Origin of the sequence: Pseudomonas sp. MBLB4136, from assembly GCF_051904765.1 — a bacterium.
GTDB lineage: Bacteria > Pseudomonadota > Gammaproteobacteria > Pseudomonadales > Pseudomonadaceae > Aquipseudomonas.
Window position 1 is genome coordinate 2,165,425 of the sequence record NZ_CP196713.1, and the last position, 14,610, is coordinate 2,180,034.

At 66.7% G+C, this 14,610-nt stretch carries 14 protein-coding genes; 6 read left to right on the forward strand and 8 right to left on the reverse strand.

The features are described 5' to 3' along the window. Positions 1-239: 239 nt before the first annotated feature. The 6 genes from ACSX1D_RS09960 (at position 240) to argR (ending at position 5,475) form a co-directional block, all read left to right on the forward strand. Positions 240-1,019, forward strand: a complete 780-nt coding sequence (locus ACSX1D_RS09960) for an ABC transporter substrate-binding protein (RefSeq protein ID WP_439862072.1) — start codon at positions 240-242, stop codon at positions 1,017-1,019. A 105-nt stretch (positions 1,020-1,124) separates the two neighbouring features. Further along, positions 1,125-1,814, forward strand: a complete 690-nt coding sequence (locus ACSX1D_RS09965) for an ABC transporter permease (protein WP_439862073.1) — start codon at positions 1,125-1,127, stop codon at positions 1,812-1,814. Positions 1,815-1,830: 16 nt separating this feature from the next. After that, positions 1,831-2,529 (forward strand): ABC transporter permease, encoded by a 699-nt coding sequence (locus ACSX1D_RS09970; protein ID WP_208706627.1) that lies wholly within the window; start codon positions 1,831-1,833, stop codon positions 2,527-2,529. A 10-nt stretch (positions 2,530-2,539) separates the two neighbouring features. Beyond that, positions 2,540-3,652, forward strand: coding sequence for a succinylglutamate desuccinylase/aspartoacylase family protein (locus tag ACSX1D_RS09975; protein ID WP_439862074.1), 1,113 nt, complete (start codon positions 2,540-2,542; stop codon positions 3,650-3,652). Between the two features lie 18 nt (positions 3,653-3,670). Continuing rightward, positions 3,671-4,435, forward strand: coding sequence for an ABC transporter ATP-binding protein (locus ACSX1D_RS09980; RefSeq protein ID WP_439862075.1), 765 nt, complete (start codon positions 3,671-3,673; stop codon positions 4,433-4,435). Between the two features lie 59 nt (positions 4,436-4,494). Continuing rightward, positions 4,495-5,475 (forward strand): transcriptional regulator ArgR, encoded by a 981-nt coding sequence (gene argR, locus ACSX1D_RS09985; protein WP_439862076.1) that lies wholly within the window; start codon positions 4,495-4,497, stop codon positions 5,473-5,475. 58 nt (positions 5,476-5,533) lie between these two features. On the opposite strand, the gene ACSX1D_RS09990 is transcribed toward argR, so the two are convergent. From ACSX1D_RS09990 to gcl, 8 genes are all read right to left on the reverse strand, one after another. After that, positions 5,534-6,361: an ion transporter gene (locus ACSX1D_RS09990; RefSeq protein ID WP_439862077.1), complete on the reverse strand. Its 828-nt coding sequence runs from the start codon at positions 6,359-6,361 to the stop codon at positions 5,534-5,536. 153 nt (positions 6,362-6,514) lie between these two features. Continuing rightward, entirely contained in the window at positions 6,515-6,877 is a 363-nt protein-coding gene (locus ACSX1D_RS09995; RefSeq protein ID WP_439862078.1) for a cupin domain-containing protein, read from the reverse strand. A gap of 201 nt (positions 6,878-7,078) precedes the next feature. After that, entirely contained in the window at positions 7,079-7,999 is a 921-nt protein-coding gene (locus ACSX1D_RS10000; RefSeq protein ID WP_439862079.1) for an urea transporter, read from the reverse strand. Between the two features lie 124 nt (positions 8,000-8,123). Further along, positions 8,124-9,539, reverse strand: a complete 1,416-nt coding sequence (gene pyk, locus ACSX1D_RS10005; RefSeq protein ID WP_439862080.1) for a pyruvate kinase — start codon at positions 9,537-9,539, stop codon at positions 8,124-8,126. Next, positions 9,536-10,810 (reverse strand): glycerate kinase type-2 family protein, encoded by a 1,275-nt coding sequence (locus ACSX1D_RS10010; protein WP_439862081.1) that lies wholly within the window; start codon positions 10,808-10,810, stop codon positions 9,536-9,538. Before ACSX1D_RS10010 ends, pyk begins: the two co-directional genes overlap by 4 nt. Before the next feature lie 257 nt (positions 10,811-11,067). After that, positions 11,068-11,958: a 2-hydroxy-3-oxopropionate reductase gene (locus tag ACSX1D_RS10015; protein WP_439862082.1), complete on the reverse strand. Its 891-nt coding sequence runs from the start codon at positions 11,956-11,958 to the stop codon at positions 11,068-11,070. 24 nt (positions 11,959-11,982) lie between these two features. Further along, entirely contained in the window at positions 11,983-12,765 is a 783-nt protein-coding gene (gene hyi, locus ACSX1D_RS10020) for a hydroxypyruvate isomerase (protein WP_439862083.1), read from the reverse strand. 57 nt (positions 12,766-12,822) lie between these two features. Next, positions 12,823-14,598 carry a glyoxylate carboligase gene (gcl, locus tag ACSX1D_RS10025; protein ID WP_439862084.1) on the reverse strand — a complete coding sequence of 592 codons (1,776 nt, stop codon included), beginning with the start codon at positions 14,596-14,598 and terminating at the stop codon, positions 12,823-12,825. Between the last annotated feature and the right edge of the window lie 12 nt (positions 14,599-14,610).

Here is a 14,610-nt window from a genome sequence, read left to right on the forward strand (position 1 = left end):
TGGTGGAGGCTGTCAATGTGTCCGCTCCGGGCTTCCTGGGCTTTTGTAATTACTTGTCGCATTGAGGAAATTTCGCCTTCCGGGCTCTCGCTAGAATGCCGCTCACCCAGTCGGGCCGCCTGTTGTCCGTGTGTAACGCGGCAAGGACGGCGACGTTCCCCGCAATTCATGCATGGCTGGATGCATGCGCATATCGGCAGGCTGCCGAGCGAGCCATTCCCATTCGAAGGAGTCACAAGATGAAGAAGATTGCACTTCTCGGCGCCCTGGCGCTCTCCGTGCTGTCCCCGCTGGCCATGGCCGAAGACGCCAAGCCCCTGCGTATCGGCATCGAAGCGGCCTACCCGCCGTTCGCCTACAAGACTCCGGAAGGCAACATCACCGGTTTCGACTACGACATCGGCCAGGCTCTGTGTGAAGAAATGAAGGTCGAGTGCAAGTGGATCGAGCAGGAGTTCGACGGCCTGATTCCGGCACTGAAGGTGCGCAAGTTCGACGCCGTGCTGTCCTCCATGAGCATTACCGAGGATCGCCTGAAGTCGGTGGACTTCTCCAAGAAGTACTACCACACCCCGGCCAAGCTGGCGATGAAGGCCGGCACCGAGATCAACGATCCGCTGGCCGATCTCAAGGGCAAGAAGGTCGGCGTGCAGCGCGCCTCGATCTACGATCGCTACGCCACCGACAAATTCGCTCCGGCAGGCGTCGAAGTGGTGCGCTACAGCTCGCAGAACGAGATCTTCCTCGACATGACCGCCGGCCGCCTGGATGCCACCCTGGCTGATGCGGTGAACATCGATGACGGTTTCCTCAAGACCGACGCCGGCAAGGGCTTCGCCCTGGTAGGCCCGGATTTCACCGAGCACAAGTACTTCGGCGAAGGCGCCGGTATCGCCGTGCGCAAGGGTGACACCGAGCTGGCCGACAAGATCAGCGCGGCCATCGCGGCGATTCGCGCCAACGGCAAGTACCAGGAAGTCCAGGGCAAGTACTTCGACTTCAACGTCTACGGCGAGTAATCGCACCCCACCGAAAGTGGCGCAAACCGATCCGAAGGTGAATCTGCGCCACTTTTTCGTTGTGCTCCACGGCGCCCTGTGGCGCCCGCTTGAGGTAACTAGAGCATGCTGAACGGCTACGGCTCGACCATTCTCGAAGGTGCCTGGCTCACCTTGCTGCTGGCCCTGTCCTCCGTGGCGGTGGCGGTCTTCCTCGGTCTGGTCGGGGCGGCGTTCCGCCTGTCACCGATCAGGTGGCTGGCGATGCTCGGCGAAGCCTACGCCACGGTGATTCGCGGCATTCCCGATCTGGTGCTGATCCTGCTGATCTTTTATGGCGGCCAGGACCTGGTGAACCGCGTGGCGCCGATGCTTGGCCATGACGAGTACATCGATATCAACCCGTTCATCGCCGGTGTGTTCACCATGGGCTTCATCTTCGGCGCCTACCTGTCCGAGACCTTCCGTGGCGCCTTCATGGCGATCCCCAAGGGCCAGGGCGAGGCGGGTGCCGCATACGGCATGAGCGGGGTGCAGGTGTTCTTCCGCATCCTCGTGCCGCAGATGATCCGTTTCGCCATTCCCGGCTTCACCAACAACTGGCTGGTATTGACCAAGGCCACCGCGCTGATCTCGGTGGTCGGCCTGCAGGACATGATGTTCAAGGCGAAAAGCGCGGCCGACGCCACGCGTGAGCCCTTTACCTTCTACCTGGCGGTCGCGGCCCTGTACCTGGTACTGACCAGCGTGTCCCTGTTGGCCCTGCGCTACCTGGAAAAACGCTACTCGGTCGGCGTCAAAGCCGCGGAACTGTGAGTAAGGGAGCGAGCGCATGATCTTCGATTACAACGTTATCTGGTCGAGCCTGCCGCTGTACCTGGGCGGGGTGCTGGTGACCATCAAGCTGCTGCTGATCTCCCTGGCCCTGGGCCTGGCGATGGCCATTCCGCTGGGGCTGATGCGGGTGTCCAAGTCGCAGCTGCTGAACTTCCCGGCCTGGCTCTACACCTATGTCATCCGCGGCACGCCGATGCTGGTGCAGCTGTTCCTGATCTACTACGGCCTGGCCCAGTTCGAGGCGGTGCGCGAGAGCATGCTCTGGCCGTACCTGTCGGACGCGACCTTCTGTGCCTGCCTGGCCTTCGCCATCAACACCAGCGCCTACAGCGCGGAGATCCTCGCGGGCAGCCTGCGCGCCACGCCCCACGGCGAGATCGAGGCGGCCAAGGCCATGGGCATGTCGCGAGCCAAGCTGTATCGCCGCATCCTGCTGCCGTCGGCCCTGCGCCGGGCGCTGCCGCAGTACAGCAATGAAGTGATCATGATGTTGCACACTACCAGCCTGGCGTCGATCGTCACCCTGATCGACATCACTGGCGCGGCGCGCACCGTCAGTTCCCAGCACTACTTGCCGTTCGAGGCCTTCATCACCGCCGGCCTGTTCTACCTCTGCCTGACCTTCGTCCTGGTGCGCCTGTTCAAGTCGGCCGAGCGCCGCTGGCTGGGCTACATGGCGCCGCGCAAGGCCTGAGGAGGCGAGCATGCACCGGATCGAGCACGTACTGCCCTGGGGTTGCCCGGGCACCGAACGCCGGTTGACCGTGTTCCGCTTCGGCAGCGGGCCGTGCAAGGCCTATATCCAGGCATCCCTGCACGCCGATGAGTTGCCCGGCATGCGCGTGGCCGTGGCGCTCAAGCGCCGCCTGCGCGAGCTGGAGGCCCAGGGCCGCCTGAGCGGAGTGATCGAGCTGGTGCCGGTGGCCAACCCGATCGGCCTGGCGCAGATTTTTCAGGCCGCCCACCAGGGCCGTTTCGAGTTTGCCAGCGGCAAGAACTTCAATCGCGACTTCTTCGACCTGGCCGGCGCCATCGCCCCGGCTCTGGTAGGCAGCCTGGGCCAGGACGGCCCGGCCAACGTGCGGCTGATCCGCGCGGCCATGCAGGCGGCCCTCGACGCGCTGCCGCCGGCCGAGTCCGAGCTGCAGGGCCTGCAGCGCCTGCTGCTGGGGCATGCCTGCAACGCCGACGTGGTGCTCGATCTGCATTGCGACTTCGAGGCGCTGGTGCACCTGTACTGCCTGCCGCAGCAATGGTCGCTGCTGCAACCCTTGGCCGCACGGCTGATGGCCGGAGCGGTGCTCACTACCGAGGACGGCGGCGGCAGCTCCTTCGATGAAGCCTGCTCTGCGCCCTGGTTGCAGTTGGCGCGGCGCTTTCCAGCGGCGGACATCCCGCTGGCCTGCCTGGCCGCCACCGTGGAGCTGGGCGGCATGGCCGACACCGAAGCGGAGCGGGCCGAGGCCAGTGCCGAGAGCATCCTGGCGTTCCTCGCCGAGCAGGGCCTGATCGCCGGCGACTGGCCGGCCGCGCCCGGGGACTGCTGCGAGGCGACGCCATTCGAAGGCGCCGAGTACGCCTACCCACCCCATGCCGGGGTGGTGAGTTTCCTGCAACCGCTGGGGGCGCGGGTCGAGGTCGGTGATCCGCTGTTCGAGGTGATCGATCCACTGGAGGATCGCCACAGCACCGTCTGCGCCTCCACCGACGGTGTGCTCTACGTGCGTGAACGGATGCGCTTCGCTCAACCCGGTCTATGGCTGGCCAAGGTGGCCGGCAAAACCCCTATTCGCCAGGGTCGCCTGCTGAGCGACTGATTCAAGAGAGTGGAAACCATGTACAAACTCGAAGTTCAGGATCTGCACAAGCGCTACGGCAGCCATGAAGTGCTCAAGGGCGTGTCCCTGGCGGCGAAGGCCGGCGACGTGATCAGCATCATCGGCTCCAGCGGTTCGGGCAAGAGCACCTTCCTGCGCTGCATCAACCTGCTGGAGCAGCCCTACGGCGGCAAGATCCTGCTCAACGGCGAGGAGCTCAAGCTGGTGGCCAACAAGGATGGCGGGCTCAAGGCCGCCGACCCCAAGCAGCTGCAGCGCATGCGCTCGCGCCTGTCCATGGTGTTCCAGCACTTCAACCTGTGGTCGCACATGAGCGCCGTGGAGAACGTCATGGAGGCGCCGGTGCAGGTGCTCGGCGTGGCGAAGAAGGAGGCCCGCGAGAAGGCCGAGCACTACCTGAGCAAGGTCGGCGTGGCCCACCGCAAGGATGCCTATCCGGGACACATGTCCGGTGGCGAGCAGCAGCGCGTGGCAATCGCCCGCGCCCTGGCGATGGAGCCAGAGGTGATGCTGTTCGACGAGCCGACCTCGGCGCTCGACCCGGAGCTGGTCGGCGAAGTGCTCAAGGTCATGCAGGATCTGGCCCAGGAAGGCCGCACCATGGTGGTGGTGACCCACGAAATGGGCTTCGCCCGCGAGGTGTCCAACCAGCTGGTGTTCCTCCACAAGGGCGTGGTAGAAGAGCGTGGCTGCCCGAAGGAAGTGCTGGTCAACCCGCAATCCGAGCGGCTGCAGCAATTTCTCTCCGGTAGCCTGAAGTAAGTGGTAACTCGTGCGTCGCGGCATGCCCCAGAAAGCCATTAGAGCCTAAACTGCCCCCCATGACTGCCCATCGAATCGGCTTCCTGCTTTGGCCCAATACCAAGCCCCTGACCTTGGCCCTGGCCGAAGAAGCCCTGCGTGTCGCTCAGCGCGTCCACCCCGAGGTGGTCTACGAGCTGTCCTTCCTCCAGGCGGAGGTGCCCGAGGAGGGCGCCTGGCGCCTGCCGGGCGTGCCCTGGCAAGGCGAGCTGGAGGGCTTTGACAAGCTCTTCCTGCTCGCCGACGAGCCACCGGCGGCCATCGCCCCGGCGCTGTCCAGTGCGCTCAAGCACCTGGTGCGCGGCGGCTGCGTGGTCGGTGGCATCTCGGCGGGGGTCTATCCGCTGGCGCAGCTGGGCCTGCTCGACGGCTACCGCGCCGCCGTGCACTGGCGCTGGCAGGACGACTTCACCGAGCGCTTCCCCAAGGTGATCGCCACCAGCCACCTGTTCGACTGGGATCGCGACCGCCTGAGCGCCTGTGGCGGCCTGGCCGTGCTCGACCTGCTGCTGGCCCTGCTGGCCCGCGATCATGGCGCCGAGCTGGCCGGGGCGGTGTCCGAGGAGCTGGTGGTCGAGCGCATCCGCGAGGGCAGCGAGCGTCAGCGCATTCCGTTGCAGAACCGCCTGGGCTCCAGTCATCCGAAGCTGACCCAGGCGGTGCTGCTGATGGAAGCCAACATCGAGGAGCCGCTGACCACCGACGAGATCGCCCAGCACGTGTGCGTGTCGCGGCGCCAGCTGGAGCGCATCTTCAAGCAATACCTGACCCGCGTGCCGAGCCAGTACTACCTGGAGCTGCGCCTGAACAAGGCGCGCCAGCTGCTGATGCAAACCAGCAAGTCGATCATCCAGATCGGCCTGTCCTGCGGCTTCTCCTCGGGTCCGCACTTCTCCAGCGCCTATCGCAACTTCTTCGGCGCCACCCCACGCGAAGACCGCAACCAGCGGCGCAGCAACAGCCCGTTCGAGCTGACGTCCTCGGAAGCCGAACGCAGCTGATCGCGGTGGATGAAAAAGCCCGCGTTCTCGCGGGCTTTTTCATGCCTGGCAGGCGCTGCTAGCGTTGATCGTTTTCGCGCGGGAACAGTGCATGGCCACAGCGTGTGCAGAACGCCGCTTCCAGCTCGTGGAAGTTCTTGGCGCAGCTGGGGCAGTCGCGCTTGAGCTGGTCGCTGCCGCGCATCGCGGCGGCCAGTTCGGCGCTAAAAATGCCGGTGGGCACGGCGATGATCGAGTAACCGGTGATCATCACCAGGGTCGACAGGGCCTGACCCAGCGGAGTCTGCGGCACGATGTCGCCGAAGCCGACGGTGGTCAGGGTGACCACCGCCCAGTAGATGCCGGTGGGGATGCTGGTGAAGCCGTTGACCGGCCCTTCGATCACATACATCAGGGTGCCGAACACCGTGACCAGGGTGGCGATGCTGGCAAAGAACACGATGATCTTCTGCCGGCTGCCGCGCAGGGCGGTGAGCAGGAAGTTGGCCTGGCTCAGGTACTGGCGCAGTTTGAGTACGCGAAACACCCGCAACATGCGGATCACCCGGATGATCAGCAGGTACTGGGCGTCGGCGAAGAACAGCGTGAGGATGGCCGGCAGGATGGCCAGCAGGTCGATCAGGCCGAAGAAGCTGAAGGCGTAGCGCAGCGGCTTGGGCGAGCAGTACAGGCGCACCCCGTACTCGATCGCGAACAGCAGGGTGAAGCCCCATTCCAGGGCCTTCAGCCACTCGCCGTACAGGCTGTGGTAGGCGTCGACGCTGTCGAGCATGACCACCACCAAGCTGGCCAGGATCGCCAGCAACAGGTAGCGATCGAAGCGCTGCCCGGCCGGGGTGTCGGTGAAGAAGATGGTGACGTAAAGATTCTGGCGCCAGTTTTCCAAGGCGAACTCCCTGCTTGCGAGAGGGAAAAGCCTATGCAGGATGAGCCAGGGGTGGCAAGGGTTAATCTCGGGGACGGGTTGAATGCTGAATGCGGGTGTGCTGCAGCCAGAGAAGCGCTTGCGCCCGGCGTATCGGCAGGGCGCGCGCCGTGGTCAGTCGACCGCCAGGTAGTGCTTGGTGAAGCTGTCGCTGAGCACTTCCCACAGGGTCGGGGTGCCGCTGGCGACGAAGAAGGCATCGCCCGCCTTGTAGTGGGCGGTCTCGCCGGTCTGTTCGTTGGTGATCTTCACCTCGCCAAGGGTCACCACGGCCTGCTCGTGGAAGGTGTAGGGCAGACGGAAGCGGCTGCGGCGGACACCGAAGTAGCCGGCGCTGACCGACTCGTCTTCGGTGGCGAAGGTGGTCAGGGCGAACATGGCGTTGTCGCCTTCGAGCATCTCGACGCCGATGTCTTCGAGGGTGCCGCTGGGTTCCAGTTCTTCCAGGGTGATGCCTTGCTTGATGCTGTGCAGCATGTCGTTCTCGCTCGGTTGAGGGGGCGGGCCCGCAGGGATGGGGCTCTACGCTAGCAGGGCAGGTTGCCTGTGCCATGCGTATGCGCGACACCGGGCGCCATGGAAACGCCTTGCTGCCGGTAATTAGGCAGGCGATTGACGGTTTCCCCTGGCAACCGATCCGCCCCGGGCGATCCGCGCGCCCGGAGGACAGGTCCCTGCTCAGTGAGGTTGCCGTCCGGGCGCGCCGGCCTTAACCGCGCGCTGCCAGCCTTGTGCGCCGGTCTGGATCAGCCAGCAGGCGAGGATGAAAGGCAGGGTCAGCGCCTGCAGCCCCAGACTGGTCAAGCCCAGCTGCAGCAGCGTGGCCATGCCGATGCCCAGCAGCAGTACCCAGGGTCTGCGTTGCACCTGGCTCAGGGCGATCGCCGCCAGGGCGCCGTTGTAGCCGTAGAGCCCGGCGAGCGCCTGCTCCTGGGGCGCGCCCAGGAGCAGCGCCAGGCCCAGGCCGAATGCCGAGCCGAGCAGCGCCCAGCACGCCGCGCGGCGCTCGGCCAGGAGCAGGCCGAGCAGCATCAGCAGGCCGGCCCAGGGGCGGTCCAGGAAGGTCACCTGGGAGAGTCCCAGGGGCACCCCGTTCAACGCACCCAGCCAGTCCAGGGCAGGCGTCGCGGCCAGTTGTCCCGGTTGCGCCTGGAGTCCCAGGGCGGGCGCCAGGCTCAGCAGCAACCAGCCCAGGGCCACGAATGGAAAGGTGAAGGCCGGCAGCCAGCGGCGTTTGCGCATGCCCTGCATCCAGGGCGCCAGGATCAGGCTGGACAGGCCGGCGCTGGCGATGATCAGCAGCGGCACAACGAGCGACCAGGTGAACTGCAGGCTGATCAGCAGGCCGAGCAGGATGCCGTTGTAGCCATACAGGCCGATCTCGATATCGGCCGGGGGGTAGCCGCGGCGCTGGGCGGTGAGCATGCCGCTCAGGCCGCCGAGCAGGGCGCCGCCGAGCAGCGCCGGCGCCGCCGCGGCCAGGCTCAGTACTACCAGCAGGCCGCAGCCCGGATGACTTTGCAGAAAGATCTGGCTGAAGCCGTTGAGCAGGGCGCGCAAGCCGCGCAGGGCGTGATGTGGCGACGGCAGTTCGTGCATGCGCGTGAACCCGAACAAAAAGAGGCGCCCATCGTTTCAGCGATGGACGCCTGCAAACTGGCGATGCCAGCGTGGGAGCCGTGGGACTGCGGCCAGATCGACTCGGGCCGCAGCTGTTAGTGGGTCAGTGCAGGGTCTCGATGCGCAGGCTGTTGGTGCTGCCCGGCTGGCCGAAGGGTTCGCCGGCGGTGATCACCAGGGTGTCGCCGGCCTTGGCCAGGCCGGCGGACTGGGCAATTTCCACGGCGGTGCGGGTGACATCCTCGACCTGGTGCAGGCGCGCGTTGACCACCGAGTAGACGCCCCAGGCCACGGACAGGCGGCGCGCGGTATCGAGGTTGGGGGTCAGGCTGAGGATCGGCGCCTTCGGCCGCTCGCGCGAGGCGCGCAGGCTGGAGGCGCCGGACTCGGTGTAGTTGACCAGCGCCGCCACCGGCAGGATGGTGCTGATGCGGCGGATCGCGCAGCTGATGGCGTCCGAGGCGGTGGCCTCGGCCTGGGGGCTGCTGACGTCGAGCTGAGCCTGGAAGTCCGGGCCGCTCTCCACCTGGCGGATGATCTTGCTCATCATCTGTACCGCTTCCTGTGGGTAGTCTCCGGAGGCGGTCTCAGCCGAGAGCATCACCGCGTCGGCTCCCTCGGCCACGGCGTTGGCCACGTCGGTGACTTCGGCACGGGTCGGCGCCGGGGAGAAGCGCATCGACTCGAGCATCTGTGTGGCCACCACCACCGGCCGGCCGAGCTGGCGGCAGGTGCGGATGATGTCCTTCTGGATGCGCGGCACGTTTTCCGCCGGCACCTCCACGCCGAGGTCGCCGCGGGCGACCATGATGGCGTCGCAGAGCCGGGCGATCTCTTCCAGGTGCTGCACCGCCGAGGGCTTCTCGATCTTGGCCATGAGGAAGGCCTTGCCCTGGATCAGCTCGCGGGCCTCGCGGATGTCCTCGGGGCGCTGGACGAACGACAGGGCCACCCAGTCGACCCCCAGCTCCAGGCCGAAGCTCAGGTCGCGGCGGTCCTTCTCGGTCAGTGGCGACAGCTGCAGCACGGCTTCGGGCACGTTGACCCCCTTGCGGTCGGACAGTTCGCCACCGGCGATCACCCGGGTATCGACGGCGTCGGCATGCTTGGCGGTCACCTGCAGGCGCAGGCGGCCATCGTCCAGCAGCAGGGTCATCCCCGGCTGCAGGGCCTCGATGATCTCCGGGTGGGGCAGGTTGACCCGCCGGGCGTCGCCTGGGGTGGGGTCCAGGTCCAGGCGCAGGGCCTGCTCGCGTTCCAGGGTGACCTGGCCCTCGGCGAAGAGCCCGACCCGCAGCTTGGGCCCCTGCAGGTCCATGAGGATGCCGATCGGCGTGCCCAGCTGCTGCTCCACCTCGCGCACCCAGCGATAGCGCTGGGCGTGGTCGGCGTGTTCGCCGTGGCTGAAGTTGAGGCGGAACAGGTTGACGCCGTTTTCCACCAGCTGACGGATGTCGTCGATGGTCTTGATCGCCGGGCCGAGGGTGGCGAGGATCTTTACTTTCTTGTCGGCTTTCATGGGGCTGGACTCTCGAGAATAAGAATGGCGCGGAAATCGTTGACGTTGGTGCGGGTCGGCCCGGTGACGATCAGCTGGTCCAGGGCGGCGAAGTAGCCGTAGCCGTTGTTGTCGTCCAGTTCGTCGCCGGCGTTCAGGCCCAGGCGCGCGGCGCGCCGGTAGCTGTCCGGGGTCATCAGGGCGCCGGCGTTGTCTTCCGAACCGTCGATGCCGTCGGTGTCGCCGGCCAGGGCGTAGACCCCGGGCAGCCCCTTGAGGCAGTGGGTCAGGCTGAGCAGGAACTCGGCGTTACGCCCGCCACGGCCATTGCCGCGCACCGTCACCGTGGTCTCGCCGCCGGAGAGGATCACGCAGGGCGCCTTGAGCGGCTGGCCATGCAGCAGCACCTGGCGGGCGATGCCGGCGTGGACCTTGGCCACCTCGCGGGCCTCGCCCTCCAGATCGCCGAGGATCAGGGCCGGCAAACCGGCGGCCTCGGCCTTGGCGGCGGCGGCATCGAGGGACTGCTGGGGCATGGCGATCAGCTGGAAGTGGCTGCGCGACAGGCAGGGATCGCCGGGCTTGACCGTTTCCGAGCGCGGGTCCTGGAGCCAGGCGCGGACGTTGGCGGGAATCTCGATCTGGTAGCGGGCGAGAATGGCTAGGGCCTCGGCCGAGGTGGTGGGATCGGCCACGGTGGGGCCGGAGGCGATCACCGTGGCCTCGTCACCCGGCACGTCGGAGATCGCATAGGTGTACACGCTGGCCGGCCAGCAGGCCTTGGCCAGGCGGCCGCCCTTGATCGCCGAGAGGTGCTTGCGCACGCAGTTCATCTCGCCGATGGAGGCGCCGGACCTGAGCAGGGCCTTGTTGATCGCCTGCTTGTCGGCCAGGCCGATGCCCTCGGCCGGCAGGGCCAGCAGGGAGGAGCCGCCACCGGACAGCAGGAAGATCACCCGGTCGGACTCCTCGAGGTTGCTGACCATCGCCAACACCCGCCGCGCCACCCGTTCGCCGGCATCGTCCGGCACCGGGTGGGCGGCTTCCACCACCTCGATCTTGCGGCAATCGGCGCCGTGGTCGTAGCGGGTCACCACCAGGCCGCTGACCTCGCCCTGCCATTCGCGCTCGATCACCTCGGCCATGGCGGCGGCGGCCTTGCCGGCGCCGATGACGATGACCCGGCCGCTGCGATCGGCCGGCAGGTGGTCGGCCAGCACCTGGCGCGGATGGGCGGCGTCGATGGCGGTGGCGAACAGCTCGCGCAACAGGCTTTGCGGATCGAAGGACATGGCGGACTCCTTAGTCTGGGCTCTTGTTATGGCTGGCTACGCCACCGGGCGAGGCTCACCGCTTTGGTCGATTGCAGTCCGCAGCGGCCGCCTGGCAGCGGCTATGGACTGGAATCGACCCACCCGGCCGGCAGGCCGTGACACCGCCAACCGGGCAGATCGAAAAGGGCACCGGCTGACTGGCCCAACCTACCTTGGGTCAGCCAGCCGGTGTGTTGCTCGTTGCGCGCGGGCTCGGCTCGTCCCACGCGGCGGCTTCAGTCCTCGCGGATCGAGAAGTTGGCCATGTGCTCCAGGCCCTTGATCAGCGCCGAGTGGTCCCAGTTGCTGCCGCCGAGGGCCGCGCAGGTGCTGAACACCTGCTGGGCGTTGGCGGTGTTGGGCAGGTTGAGGCCCAGCTCGCGGGCGCCGGACAGGGCCAGGTTGAGGTCCTTCTGGTGCAGGCTGATGCGGAAGCCCGGGTCGAAAGTGCCCTTGATCATGCGCTCGCCGTGCACCTCGAGGATCTTCGAGCTGGCGAAGCCGCCCATCAGCGCTTCGCGCACCTTGGCCGGGTCGGCGCCGTTGCGCGCGGCGAACAGCAGGGCCTCGGCCACCGCCTGGATGTTCAGCGCGACGATGATCTGGTTGGCCACCTTGGCGGTCTGACCGTCGCCGTTGCCACCGACGCGGGTGATGTTCTTGCCCATGGCCTGGAACAGCGGCAGGGCGCGTTCGAAGGCCTGCTCGCCGCCGCCGACCATGATCGACAGGGTGGCGGCCTTGGCGCCGACCTCACCGCCGGAGACTGGGGCGTCCAGGTATTCGGCGCCGCTAGCGTTGATCTTGGCGGCGAAGGCCTTGGTGGCCGACGGCGAGATCGAGCTCATGTCGATCACCACCTTGCCGGCGCCGACGCCCGCGGCCACGCCGTCCTGGCGGAACAGCACGTCCTCGACCTGGGGGGTGTCCGGCACCATGACGATGATGAACTCGGCTTCCTGGGCCACTTCCCGCGGGTTGGCCAGGGCGATGGCGCCGGCCTCGAGCAGGTCGGCCGGGGCCGGATCGTGGTGCTCGGAAAGGAACAGGGTGTGACCTGCTTTCTGCAGGTTCTGCGCCATGGGCTTGCCCATGATGCCGGTGCCGATGAATCCGATTTTTGCCATGAGATGCACTCCTAGATAGTGGGCTCAGATTGCGTTGTGCGCTTTCATCCAGCCGAGGCCGGCGAGGGTGGTGGTGGCCGGCTTGTATTCGCAGCCGATCCAGCCCTGGTAGCCGATGCGCTCCAGATGCTCGAAGAGGAAGCGGTAGTTGATCTCGCCGGTGCCCGGCTCGTTGCGGCCGGGGTTGTCGGCCAGCTGCACGTGGTTGATCGCCGCCAGGTTGTCCGCCACGGTACGGGCCAGGTCACCTTCCATGATCTGCATGTGGTAGATGTCGTACTGCAGGTACAGGTTGTCGCTGCCGACCTTGTCGCGAATGGCCAGGGCCTGCCTGGTGTTGTTCAGGTAGAAGCCGGGAATGTCGCGGGTGTTGATCGCCTCCATGACCAGCCTGATGCCAGCGGCCTGGAGTTTTTCCGCGGCATACTTGAGGTTGTCGACGAAGCACTGCTCGACAGTGGCGCAATCCAGACCCTGGGGGCGGATGCCGGCCAGGCAGTTGACCTGGGTGTTGCCCAATACCTTGGCGTAGGCGATGGCCTGGTCCACGCCGGCGCGGAACTCCTCCACCCGGTCGGGGTGGCAGGCGATGCCGCGCTCGCCCTTGGCCCAGTCGCCGGCCGGCAGGTTGAACAGCACCTGTTCGAGCCGGTTGGCGTCCAGGCGCGCCTTGATCTCCTCTACCGGATAGTCATAGGGGAACAGGTACTCGACACCGCCGAAGCCGGCCTCGGCGGCGGCGGCGAAACGATCCAGGAAGTCCACTTCGGTGAACAGCATGGACAGGTTGGCTGCAAAGCGGGGCATGGGGTGCTCCTTCAATGGTCGGGTAGGGCCCGGAGTTACTCCGGGCTCGGTAGTGGTTCAGTCGAGCGCCATGATGCTGGTCGGTGCGTCCGCCCGGCTGGTGGCCAGCGCCTCGAACTCGTTGATGGCGTCGATCTCGGTACCCATGGCGATATTGGTCACCCGCTCGAGGATCACCTCGATCACCACCGGCACCTGGTGCTCGGCCATCCAGGCCTCGGCCTGCTCGATGGCCGGGCGCAGTTCTGCCTGGGAGCGCACGCGGATCGCCTTGCAGCCCAGGCCCTCGACCACCGTGATGTGGTCGACGCCGTAGCCCTCGACCTCGCCGGCATTGATGTTGTCGAAGGCCAGCTGCACGCAGTAGTCCATGTCGAAGCCGCGCTGGCTCTGGCGGATCAGGCCGAGGTAGGCGTTGTTCACCAGGATGTGGATATAGGGCAGCTTGAACTGCGCACCCACGGCCAGCTCCTCGATCATGAACTGGAAGTCGTAGTCGCCGGACAGCGCGACGATCTTGCGCTGCGGGTCGGCCACGCGAACGCCCAGGGCTGCCGGGATGGTCCAGCCCAGCGGGCCGGCCTGGCCGCAGTTGATCCAGTGGCGCGGCTTGTACACGTGCAGGAACTGGGCGCCGGCGATCTGCGACAGGCCGATGGTGCTGACGTAGCAGGCATCCTTGCCGAACGCGTTGTTCATGCACTGGTAGACGCGCTGCGGCTTCATCGGTACGTCGTCGAAGTTGGTCTTGCGCAGCAGGGTGGTCTTGCGCTCGCGGCAGTCGGCGGCCCAGGCGCTGCGATCCTTCAGGCGGCCGGCGGCCTTCCACTCGCTGGCCACCTGGACGAACAGGGCCAGGGCGGCGCCGGCATCGGAGACGATGCCGTAGTCCGGCGAGAACACCCGGCCGATCTGGGTCGGCTCGATGTCGACGTGGACGAACTTACGATCCTTTGTATACACCTCGACCGAGCCGGTGTGCCGGTTGGCCCAGCGGTTGCCGATGCCCAGCACGAAGTCCGAGGCCAGCATGGTGGCGTTGCCGTAGCGGTGGCTGGTCTGCAGGCCGACCATGCCGGCCATCAGCGGGTGGTCGTCGGGGATGCAGCCCCAGCCCATCAGGGTCGGGATCACCGGCACGCCGACGATCTCGGCGAACTGCTGCAGCAAGGCCTCGGCGCCGGCGTTGTAGATGCCGCCGCCGGCCACGATCAGCGGGCGCTCGGCCTGGTTGAGCATCTCCAAGGCCTTCTCGACCTGGGCGCGGGTGGCGCTCGGCTTGTAGGCCTGCAGCGGCTGATAGGTCTCGATGTCGAACTCGATCTCGCCCATCTGCACGTCGAACGGCAGGTCGATCAGCACCGGCCCGGGACGGCCCGAGCGCATGACGTGGAAGGCCTGCTGGAACACCCGTGGGACCAGGGCCGGCTCGCGCACGGTGACGGCCCACTTGGTGACCGGCTTGGCGATCGACTCGATGTCCACCGCCTGGAAGTCCTCCTTGTGCAGGCGGGCACGCGGCGCCTGGCCGGTGACGCAGAGGATCGGAATGGAGTCGGCGGAGGCCGAGTACAGGCCGGTGATCATGTCGGTGCCGGCAGGCCCCGAGGTGCCGATGCACACGCCGATGTTACCGGCCTTGGCCCGCGTGTAGCCCTCGGCCATGTGCGAGGCGCCCTCGACGTGGCGGGCCAGGATGTGGCGGATGCTGCCATCGGCCTTCAGCGCGGAATACATCGGGTTGATCGCCGCACCGGGTACGCCGAACGCGACCTCTACACCTTCCTTGCGCATTACCGCCACTGCAGCATCGATTGCTCTCATTCGCGCCATGATTAAATCCTC

Bases quoted from the DNA above. Each gene is read 5' to 3' on its own strand.
- ACSX1D_RS09980 (WP_439862075.1), top strand. From the start codon at position 3,671: ATGTACAAACTCGAAGTTCAGGATCTGCACAAGCGCTACGGCAGCCAT.
- ACSX1D_RS09970 (WP_208706627.1), top strand. From the start codon at position 1,831: ATGATCTTCGATTACAACGTTATCTGGTCGAGCCTGCCGCTGTACCTG.
- ACSX1D_RS09975 (WP_439862074.1), top strand. From the start codon at position 2,540: ATGCACCGGATCGAGCACGTACTGCCCTGGGGTTGCCCGGGCACCGAA.
- ACSX1D_RS10015 (WP_439862082.1), bottom strand. From the start codon at position 11,958: ATGGCAAAAATCGGATTCATCGGCACCGGCATCATGGGCAAGCCCATG.
- gcl (WP_439862084.1), bottom strand. From the start codon at position 14,598: ATGGCGCGAATGAGAGCAATCGATGCTGCAGTGGCGGTAATGCGCAAG.
- argR (WP_439862076.1), top strand. From the start codon at position 4,495: ATGACTGCCCATCGAATCGGCTTCCTGCTTTGGCCCAATACCAAGCCC.
- hyi (WP_439862083.1), bottom strand. From the start codon at position 12,765: ATGCCCCGCTTTGCAGCCAACCTGTCCATGCTGTTCACCGAAGTGGAC.
- ACSX1D_RS09960 (WP_439862072.1), top strand. From the start codon at position 240: ATGAAGAAGATTGCACTTCTCGGCGCCCTGGCGCTCTCCGTGCTGTCC.
- pyk (WP_439862080.1), bottom strand. From the start codon at position 9,539: ATGAAAGCCGACAAGAAAGTAAAGATCCTCGCCACCCTCGGCCCGGCG.
- ACSX1D_RS10010 (WP_439862081.1), bottom strand. From the start codon at position 10,810: ATGTCCTTCGATCCGCAAAGCCTGTTGCGCGAGCTGTTCGCCACCGCC.
- ACSX1D_RS09995 (WP_439862078.1), bottom strand. From the start codon at position 6,877: ATGCTGCACAGCATCAAGCAAGGCATCACCCTGGAAGAACTGGAACCC.
- ACSX1D_RS09965 (WP_439862073.1), top strand. From the start codon at position 1,125: ATGCTGAACGGCTACGGCTCGACCATTCTCGAAGGTGCCTGGCTCACC.
- ACSX1D_RS10000 (WP_439862079.1), bottom strand. From the start codon at position 7,999: ATGCACGAACTGCCGTCGCCACATCACGCCCTGCGCGGCTTGCGCGCC.